Origin of the sequence: Salirhabdus salicampi (assembly GCF_024259515.1) — a bacterium.
Taxonomy (GTDB): Bacteria; Bacillota; Bacilli; order Bacillales; family Alkalibacillaceae; genus Salirhabdus_A; species Salirhabdus_A salicampi.
This window is the reverse complement of the sequence record NZ_JANBWE010000008.1, coordinates 43,357-49,464: the sequence shown is the minus strand read 5'-3', so window position 1 is coordinate 49,464 and position 6,108 is coordinate 43,357. Positions and strand designations below refer to the sequence as shown.

7 protein-coding genes and 1 rRNA gene are annotated in these 6,108 nt (G+C 38.7%); all 8 read right to left on the bottom strand.

The features are described from left to right. Window positions 1–113, bottom strand: a 16S ribosomal RNA gene (locus tag NLW78_RS15430); the annotation flags it as partial. A gap of 384 nt (window positions 114–497) precedes the next feature. Continuing rightward, window positions 498–1,967, bottom strand: coding sequence for a lysine--tRNA ligase (gene lysS, locus NLW78_RS15425; protein ID WP_437181990.1), 1,470 nt, complete (start codon window positions 1,965–1,967; stop codon window positions 498–500). Between the two features lie 108 nt (window positions 1,968–2,075). Next, window positions 2,076–3,068 carry a tRNA dihydrouridine synthase DusB gene (gene dusB / locus NLW78_RS15420; protein WP_254498032.1) on the bottom strand — a complete coding sequence of 331 codons (993 nt, stop codon included), beginning with the start codon at window positions 3,066–3,068 and terminating at the stop codon, window positions 2,076–2,078. 12 nt (window positions 3,069–3,080) lie between these two features. Then, on the bottom strand, window positions 3,081–3,293 hold the full coding sequence (locus NLW78_RS15415) for a helix-turn-helix domain-containing protein (RefSeq protein ID WP_254498031.1): 213 nt from the start codon (window positions 3,291–3,293) through the stop codon (window positions 3,081–3,083). After that, on the bottom strand, window positions 3,245–3,772 hold the full coding sequence (gene folK, locus NLW78_RS15410; protein WP_254498039.1) for a 2-amino-4-hydroxy-6-hydroxymethyldihydropteridine diphosphokinase: 528 nt from the start codon (window positions 3,770–3,772) through the stop codon (window positions 3,245–3,247). Before folK ends, NLW78_RS15415 begins: the two co-directional genes overlap by 49 nt. Next, on the bottom strand, window positions 3,769–4,131 hold the full coding sequence (gene folB, locus NLW78_RS15405; protein ID WP_254498030.1) for a dihydroneopterin aldolase: 363 nt from the start codon (window positions 4,129–4,131) through the stop codon (window positions 3,769–3,771). Before folB ends, folK begins: the two co-directional genes overlap by 4 nt. Before the next feature lie 5 nt (window positions 4,132–4,136). After that, window positions 4,137–4,955, bottom strand: a complete 819-nt coding sequence (gene folP / locus NLW78_RS15400; protein WP_254498028.1) for a dihydropteroate synthase — start codon at window positions 4,953–4,955, stop codon at window positions 4,137–4,139. A 131-nt stretch (window positions 4,956–5,086) separates the two neighbouring features. Beyond that, window positions 5,087–6,007, bottom strand: coding sequence for a cysteine synthase A (cysK, locus tag NLW78_RS15395; RefSeq protein ID WP_254498037.1), 921 nt, complete (start codon window positions 6,005–6,007; stop codon window positions 5,087–5,089). Between the last annotated feature and the right edge of the window lie 101 nt (window positions 6,008–6,108).

Here is a 6,108-nt window from a genome sequence, read left to right as displayed (position 1 = left end):
GCTCGTTCCACAATCGTCACTCCGAAGAGATCAAATTGCTTCCCGCGCTCGACTTGCATGTATTAGGCACGCCGCCAGCGTTCGTCCTGAGCCAGGATCAAACTCTCCATAAAAGTTGGAAAACTTGTTCTCTAGCTAAATAATAAAAAATCGAAATTGACATTACTGGTCGTTTTGTTCAGTTTTCAAGGTTCGAAATCATTCGAAATAAGTTGTTTGTCGCTTCAAAATGGCGACTTTATTAATATAACATTTTCGATGTCTTTCGTCAACATCTTTTTGAAAAAAATGTTTTTTGTTGCCGCGTTGTTTTGTTTCGCTATCAGCAACGTTTAATAATTTATCATGGATTCTATCATTAATCAAGTATCTTTTTTAAAGTAAGTATATTCAGAAATATTTATGACTATCGACAGTGAATTGTGTCGAATTTTATATTACTCTCTTCTATAAAAAGAACCTTGTCACGTTCCCGCAACAAGGTTCACATTGTAATATTATTTGTTTTTCATTTGCGGGAATAGAAGTACGTCTCGGATAGACGGTGAATTTGTTAATAACATAACGAGACGATCAATCCCTATACCTAAACCACCTGTTGGAGGCATGCCGTACTCGAGTGATTCAATGAAGTCTTCATCCATTAAGTGCGCTTCATCGTTTCCTTCTTCTCTTTCTTTTAACTGCGCTTCAAAACGTTCTTTTTGATCAACTGGATCATTTAACTCTGAAAAGGCATTTGCATGTTCCCGGCCCACAATAAATAGCTCAAAACGATCAGTAAACCGTGAATCTTCTTCATTCTTCTTTGCAAGTGGGGATATTTCGACTGGGTGACCATATACGAAAGTTGGTTGGATTAATGTGTCCTCTACTTTCTGCTCAAAGAACTCATTTAAAATATGCCCATAGGTCATTGTTTCCTTAATTTCAACACCATGTTCTTTTGCTAGTTCGCGAGCACGATCATCACTCATACGTTCCCAGAAGTCAACTCCCGTTTGTTCCTTAACTGCATCTACCATATGAAGGCGACGCCATTTTGGTTCTAAGTTAACCTCTTCTTCTCCATACAATACAGTAGTCGACCCTAGCACTTCTTTTGCAACATGGGCAATAACGTTTTCCGTAAGTTCCATAATATCATGGAAATCTGCATACGCTTCGTAAAGTTCAATCATCGTAAATTCAGGGTTATGTCTTGTAGAAACACCTTCATTACGGAATACACGTCCAATTTCATATACTTTTTCAAGACCACCGACGATTAGTCTTTTTAGATGTAATTCGATAGCTATTCGCATGTATAAAGGTATGTCGAGTGCATTGTGGTGTGTTATGAAAGGTCTCGCAGATGCTCCACCAGGGATGGAGTGCATCATCGGTGTTTCTACCTCTAAAAAGCCCTGATTATCTAAGTATCTTCTCATTGATTGAATGATTTTACTTCTCGTAATAAATGTATCCCGGCTATCAGGACTCATAATTAAATCAAGATAACGTTGACGGTACCTTTGTTCAATATCCTTTAAGCCGTGGAACTTTTCTGGAAGCGGTCGTAAAGATTTCGTTAAAATAATAAATTCATCCGCTTTTACAGAAAGTTCCCCTACTTTTGTTTTAAACATTGTTCCCGAAACACCGACAATGTCACCTAAATCGACCGTATTAAAAATCTCGTAAGCATCTTCGCCCACTTTATCTTTACGAACATACAACTGGATTTGTCCAGTTAAATCTTGCATATGAGCAAAGCCCGCTTTTCCTTTCCCACGCTTTGTCATTATACGTCCAGCTATCGTTACGCGAATTTCTTTTTCTTCTAATTCTTCTTTTGAATACTGATCATATTGTTCTTTTAGTTCGTTGGATAAATGTGTTCGCTCAAACTTATCACCGAAAGGATTGATACCTTTCTCCTTATAAGTATCAAGTTTTTCTAATCTCGCGCGCATTAAGTCATTCATTTCATCGGTCAATTCCACCACTCCAATTCAAAGTTCAATTCCATAAATAAAAGGACCACCAGCAATAACTGGCAGCCCTTAATTCGATAAAATAATCAAATATGTCAATTATGCCAGCATTCTTTCTTTCTCTTCTGCTTCATTAACAAAATCCGTTAATATCTTCACCAATTCAACTCTTGTTTCACATTCGTTTATACGTTTCCTTACTTTACCATTACCACGTATGCCTTTCAAGTACCAAGCGGCATGCTTACGCATTTCTAGTAGTGCTACTTTTTCACCTTTAAGTTGAATTAATCGTTCCATATGAAGTAAACACACGTCAATTTTTTCTCTTACAGATGGTTCGCCAATAAGCTCACCTGTTTCTAAATATTTAACTGTACTATAAATAATCCAAGGATTTCCTAAAGCAGCTCGACCAATCATCACTGCATCTACGCCCGTTTCTTCTAAACGACGCTTCGCATCTTGTGGTGTACTAATATCACCATTCCCTATAACAGGTATGTTTACACTTTCTTTTACTGTCTTTACGATGCTCCAGTCCGCTTCACCTTCATACATTTGGACACGGGTTCTTCCGTGTAACGCGACCGCCTTGGCACCTGCAGCTTCAATTGCTTGTGCATTTTCTACTGCCAGAATATGATCCTCGTCCCAACCAGTACGCATTTTTACTGTAACCGGCTTCTCTACAGATTCAACAACAGCTGATACCATTTCATGTATCTTCTCAGGATCCAGCAACCATTTTGCCCCTGCATCAACTTTTGTAATTTTCGGAACTGGGCAACCCATATTAATGTCAATAATATCAGCGTTTGTGTTTTGATCTACAAATGAAGCAGCTTCCACTAATGTTTTCTTTTCTCCACCGAAGATTTGTAAACTTAATGGTTTCTCTTCTTCATCTATATAAAGCATGTTCATCGACTTCTCGTTTTTGTTGACAATTCCTTTATCACTAACCATTTCCGCACATACTAAGCCTGCCCCAAATTCTTTCACCGTTAACCGAAAGGCCGAGTTACATACACCTGCCATCGGTGCTAGCACTACCTGATTCGGTATTTCGATGTTTCCGATCTTAAACATATTTATTCCTCCTTAATTATTGTCTTCTGGTGCTAGTTCCTCCAAAGGAATATCAAGTACTTCAGACACTTTACGAAGAAGTTTTTCATCAGGTTGTCTAGATCCTCGTTCTACTTCTCCGATAATAGAGGTTGAATATCCAAGTGCATTGGCAAATCCAACTTGTGTGAATCCCTTTAACTTTCGATATGCCCGAATTCTTCTTCCCCACTTATCTGTCCCCATATTGATACTCCTTTTCGTTCTTCCTCACTTAAATCCTTTATATATAACGATAGTCGCCTACCATTGATGACAAGATCGTCCGCTAGTTCAATGAGCGGTATAAGAACAAACGCTCGCTCCCACATACGAGGGTGGGGAATTTGCAGATGCTCTGTAACAATATTCTCTTGATTATACAGTAAAATGTCAAGGTCTATTGTTCTTGGCCCCCATTTTATTTCCCGTTTTCGGCCTAACTTCATTTCAACTTGTTGGCAAACGGTAAGCAATTCATCAGGCGTGAGATGAGTTTTAACCTTAACCACCATATTTAAAAAGGCATCCTGTTCTGTGTAGCCTACCGGTTCTGTTTCATAAACAGAGGACATCTTCTCTACCCTAACACCCTGCGCATGATTTAAAAGGTGAACAGCTTTTTGTAAATAGTTTTGTTTAGGGTTAATATTAGACCCTAATCCTATTATAGCTTCATTCATTATGAACGCTCCCTACGTATTTCAATTCCAACTGTATCAAAATAACCTTTTATTGGTGCTCCCGGCTTTGATATTTTTACGGTTACAGCTTTCAATCGTTTAAATTCGGTTAGCAGTTTATCACATACATCCTCAGCAACTGCCTCAAGAAGCTTTCTCGGTTTCCCTTCTACAATACTACGGGTTACCATATAAGCTTCCCCATAATCTACACTGTTTTCTATATTATCATGTAACCCTGCATCCTTTAATGGGAGTTCTAAAATTAAGTCAACGAAAAACTTCTGCCCTAATTTGTTTTCCTCTGGAAATACACCGTGAAAACCGAAAAACTCCATTCCACTTAAAAATATTTTATCCATACTGATTATTCCCCTTTGCCAATCATGGCATCTGTCATTTTTGCTATTCGGGCCATTGACTTCACATCGTGAACCCGTACAATATGTGCACCCTTTTCAATTCCAATACATACAGTTGCACCTGTACCTTCAACACGTTCATCCACACCCGCATTTAATACATGACCGATAAACGATTTTCTTGATGTACCTAACAAAATTGGATACCCCATTATTTGCAGTTCATGTAAACGTCGTATAACAAGTAAGTTCTGCTTCATTGTCTTGGCAAATCCTATCCCTGGGTCGAGTATAATATTATGATCAGGTACTCCTGCTTTTTTCGCAATGTTGATACTTTCATACAAATCCCTTTTCATATCTTCCATAAGATCATCGTAATGTTTGTTTTCACGGTTGTGCATTAATACAATTGGAGCATTATGATTAGCAGCAACATCGGCGATATCGGGATCCTTTTTCGCTCCCCATACATCGTTAATTATATCCGCACCGTGCTTCAGCGCCGCCTCCGCCGTTTTGGCTTTATATGTATCAACGGAAAGAGGGACTTGGACCTTATTTGATAAGGCTTGAAAAACCGGAACAATTCTCTCCGTTTCTTCCTCAGCAGAAACCGGTTTGTGTCCTGGCCTCGTTGATTCTCCACCGATGTCAATGATATGTGCACCATTTTGAACCATTGACTCTGCTTGTTTTACCGCATTCCCTTCCCGCAAAAACTTTCCTCCATCTGAAAATGAATCCGGGGTAATATTTAATATCCCCATTACAAGTGTTTCTTTCAAAAGGTCGTATTTTTTCTTGTCCGTATGTAGCAACATATAGAACCATCTCCTTTCTGACGTACTATTTCTCCTCAATCCATTTTACACAATGTCCTGTACAATTTCATTTTAGGCATAAAAAAGCCATACACGCTTTTCCGTGTATGGCTCTTTGATTTGTTTTTTTATTAGTCATCAAAATTGTAAAGTGGTGTTGATAAGTAACGTTCCCCATTACTCGGGAGAATTGCGAGTACTTTTTTCCCTTTACCTAAGTTAGCCGCGACTTGTCTCGCTGCGTGAATTGCAGCGCCGGAGGAAATACCTCCCAGGATTCCTTCGTTTTTTGCCGTTTCTCTTGCAGATTCAAAAGCTTCATCATTTGATACTGTAATTACTTCATCATATATTTCAGTATTTAAAATTGAAGGAACAAATCCTGCACCGATTCCCTGAATTTTGTGTGGACCTGGATCTCCTCCGGATAAGATAGGAGAAGCCTCTGGTTCTACGGCATAAATCTTTATGTTGTCGTAGTTTTCTTTCAACACTTTTCCAGCTCCTGTGATTGTACCACCTGTTCCAATCCCAGAAACAAAAGCGTCAAGTTGTTCCCCCATTTGGGCAACTATCTCTTTTCCTGTTGTTTGTTCATGTATTTTTGGATTGGCTTCATTGTCGAATTGTTGAGGCATAAAATAGCCGTTTTCTTTTTGAAGTTCTTCTGCTTTTCGGATTGCACCTTTCATACCTTCACTACCTGGGGTTAACACTAGTTCCGCACCGTACGCACGTAGCAAATTCCGACGCTCTTGACTCATTGTGTCAGGCATGACTAGAACCGCTTTATAACCTTTTGCGGCAGCAACCATTGCTAAACCAATTCCTGTGTTCCCACTCGTAGGTTCAATAATCGTATCACCTTGCTTTAATAATCCATTTTCTTCAGCGTCTGTAATCATTGAATAAGCGATACGGTCTTTTACAGAACTGCCCGGATTCATGTATTCAAGCTTCACATAAACATCAGCACTGTTGTCATCAACTTTCTTCAATTTTACAATTGGTGTATTTCCGATAACTTCTGCAATGTTCTCAAATACTTTCATCATGCTCACCTCTAATTCCCAGTATTTTGATTGGTATTATCAATTTAATACTACTTTATGTAATTTATTCCAATCTGTCAATGAAAATGCTTTCTTTATGA

Coding starts and splice junctions, on each gene's coding strand:
- lysS (WP_437181990.1), bottom strand. CDS start 1,967: ATGAATGACTTAATGCGCGCGAGATTAGAAAAACTTGATACTTATAAG.
- dusB (WP_254498032.1), bottom strand. CDS start 3,068: ATGTTTAAGATCGGAAACATCGAAATACCGAATCAGGTAGTGCTAGCA.
- NLW78_RS15415 (WP_254498031.1), bottom strand. CDS start 3,293: ATGGGGACAGATAAGTGGGGAAGAAGAATTCGGGCATATCGAAAGTTA.
- folB (WP_254498030.1), bottom strand. CDS start 4,131: ATGGATAAAATATTTTTAAGTGGAATGGAGTTTTTCGGTTTTCACGGT.
- folP (WP_254498028.1), bottom strand. CDS start 4,955: ATGTTGCTACATACGGACAAGAAAAAATACGACCTTTTGAAAGAAACA.
- cysK (WP_254498037.1), bottom strand. CDS start 6,007: ATGAAAGTATTTGAGAACATTGCAGAAGTTATCGGAAATACACCAATT.